This is a genomic window from Microbacterium sp. (assembly GCF_032084865.1).
GTDB lineage: Bacteria > Actinomycetota > Actinomycetes > Actinomycetales > Microbacteriaceae > Microbacterium.
This window is the reverse complement of record NZ_DAMDLU010000207.1, coordinates 1-2,831: the sequence shown is the minus strand read 5'-3', so window position 1 is coordinate 2,831 and position 2,831 is coordinate 1. Positions and strand designations below refer to the sequence as shown.

Annotated in this window: 2 protein-coding genes; both read right to left on the bottom strand. The window is 68.7% G+C overall.

Annotated elements, in window-relative coordinates:
- Nucleotides 1–170 precede the first annotated feature (170 nt).
- Complete coding sequence (locus RT309_RS14410; RefSeq protein ID WP_313358149.1) at nt 171–1,232, bottom strand: hemolysin family protein; 1,062 nt, start codon at nt 1,230–1,232, stop codon at nt 171–173.
- The gene (locus tag RT309_RS14405; protein ID WP_313358147.1) at nt 1,229–2,545 is read right to left on the bottom strand and encodes a hemolysin family protein; all 1,317 of its coding nucleotides are present in this window, start codon (nt 2,543–2,545) and stop codon (nt 1,229–1,231) included. Before RT309_RS14405 ends, RT309_RS14410 begins: the two co-directional genes overlap by 4 nt.
- Nucleotides 2,546–2,831: the final 286 nt, after the last annotated feature.

Here is a 2,831-nt window from a genome sequence, read left to right as displayed (position 1 = left end):
TCGCAGGACGGGAATGGCTGCGCGACCCGCACTTCGGCCTGCGCGCCGCGCACGAGCTGGGCGCCGAGGTGCCCTGGCCGTCGCAGTACCTGCGAGCGCGCTGGCGCTGACGCACGCGCACGACGGCCAGGCGGGTGGATACCGCCGGGCCGTCGTGCATCACGCGCGGGTCAGCGTCCGTGACCGCGGCGAGTCGCGTCCTGCACCTCGCCGACGAGCTCCTCCAGGATGTCCTCGAGGAAGAGCACGGCAGTGGTCTCGCCCGAGCGGTCGCGCACCTTGGCGAGGTGCCGGCCGGCGCGACGCATCGAGGCGAGCACATCCTCGAGGTCGGTCTCCTCCTGCACCGGCAGCATGTGGTGGATGCGCTTGGGCGGCAGAGGCTGGGAGATCCGCTCGTCGGGCTCGGGGCCCTCGGATGCACGCAGCACGTCCTTCAGGTGCACGTAGCCGATCGGCGACTGCTCGTCGTCGACGATCACGTAGCGCGAGAAGCCGTAGCGTGCGACCGCACGCTCGACGTCGTCGGGCGTGGCCGTCTCGGGCAGGGTGATCAGGTCGGCGAGCGGCACGGCGATGTCGCGCGCCTTCTTGTCGGTGAACTCCACCGCCGCGGCCACGGCACCCGATGAGTCGGTCAGCACGCCCTCGCGACGCGAGCGGTCGACGATCGTCGCGACCTCCTCGAGCGTGAACGTCGACGCCGCCTCGTTCTTCGGCTCGACGCCGAACAGGCGCAGCACGCTGTTCGCGATGCCGTTCAGCGCCCAGATGACGTGCCGGAACACTCTCGACACCCAGACCAGCGGGGGTGCGAGCACGAGCACGGCCCGATCGGGGACCGAGAACGCGAGGTTCTTCGGCACCATCTCTCCGAACACGACATGCAGGAACGACACGAGAGCGAGCGTGATCACGAACCCGCTCACCGAGATCACCGCGGGATCCCAGCCGAGAGCGCGCATCGGCACCTCGAGGAGGTGGTGGATGGCCGGCTCGGAGACGTTCAGGATCAGCAGCGAGCAGATGGTGATGCCCAGCTGCGAGGTCGCGAGCATGAGCGTGGCGTGCTCCATCGCGTACAGGGCGGTCCGGGCCGCACGGGATCCGCGTTCGGCGAGCGGCTCGATCTGCGAGCGGCGTGCGGAGATGACGGCGAACTCCGCGCCGACGAAGAAGGCGTTCGCGGCGAGCAGCACGACGAGCCAGACGATTCCTGCCCAGTCGCTCATCGCTCGTCCTCCGTCGCGTCGGCCGCCGGGTCGGCGGTGTACCGGATGCGGTCGATGCGCCGACCGTCCATGCGTGCGACGCGCAGCACGCCGGTGTCGATCCTCACCTCGTCGTCGATGACGGGAACCCGCTCGAGCAGGCTCATCATGTAGCCCGCCACCGTGTCGTAGACCTCGCCCTCCGGCACTTCGATCCCCGTGCGCGAGAGCAGCTCGTCGGGGCGCAGCTCGCCGGGGAACGTGATCGAGTCGGGCCGGCGCACGATGCCCGCCCTGGAGCGGTCGTGCTCGTCCGACACCTCGCCGACGATCTCCTCGATGAGGTCTTCGAGCGTCACGATCCCGGCGGTGCCGCCGTACTCGTCGACCACGACGGCCATCTGGTACCCCTTCGTGCGCAGCTCGGCCACCAGCACGTCCAGGTGCACCGTCTCGGGCACGCGCAGCGGCTCGGTGCTCAGCGCGCCGACCGGAACGTCGCCCCGCTTCTCACGCGGCACCGACACGGCGGCCTTCACATGCACGACGCCGGTGATGTCGTCGAGGTCGTCGTCGTACACCGGGAAGCGGCTGTGACCGGTGCGCCTGGCGAGCCGGATCACGTCGTCCGCCGAGTCGCCCACCGAGATCGAGTGCATGCTCGGTCGGGGGGTCATGATGTCGTCGGCGGTGAGACGCGCGAAGTTCAGGCTCCGATCGAGCAGCGTCGCCGTGTCCTTCTCGAGCACGCCCTGGCTCGCGGAACGGCGCACCAGGGAGGAGAGCTCCTCGGCGCTGCGCGAGCCCGAGAGCTCCTCCTTCGGGTCGATGCCCATGCTGCGCAGCACGGCGTTGGCGCTGCCGTTGAGCAGCATGATGGCAGGCTTGAAGACGGCGGTGAACACCGTCTGGAACGGGATCACCAGCTTCGCCGTGGCCCGCGGCAGCGCGAGCGCGAAGTTCTTCGGCACGAGCTCGCCCAGGATCATCGAGAGGAAGGTGGCGATGAGCATCGCCACCGTCACCGAGATGGCCGTCGCCGCGGCATCCGACGTGCCCCAGGCCTCGAGAAGCGGCGCGAGCAGCTTCGAGATCGCCGGCTCCATCGTGTAACCGGTCAGAAGGGTCGTCAGCGTGATGCCGAGCTGCGCTGACGACAGATGCGTGGAGGTGATCTTCAGCGCGCGGATCGTCAGGCCCAGCCGGGATTCCCCCCGGGCCTGGCGGGCTTCGAGGTCTGCGCGGTCGAGATTGACCAGAGCGAATTCGCTGGCGACGAAGAGTCCCGTCCCCACGATGAGCAGCAGCCCCACGCCCAGCAGCAGGAATTCCATCAGCTGCGTCCCTCGACATCCTCGCGGAGCGGGCAGTGGGGCGATGTACTGCAAGAAGGAGGGTCGTCCATGGTGCGCACGATCTTACAGAATGCTGCTGTGCTCGCATCGGGCGAAACGGCCATCGGGGCAGACGATTCGGAATCTGTTTGGCGTTAGGCTTGATGACTGTTACGCAAGTGCGACCCGGGCGCTGCAGTCAGCGCCAGGTGGCACGTGAGCTTCAGCGACGAAAGAGGGCGATAGAGCGTGTCGAACCAGGTGACCGGCGTCGGTGGCGACGGGG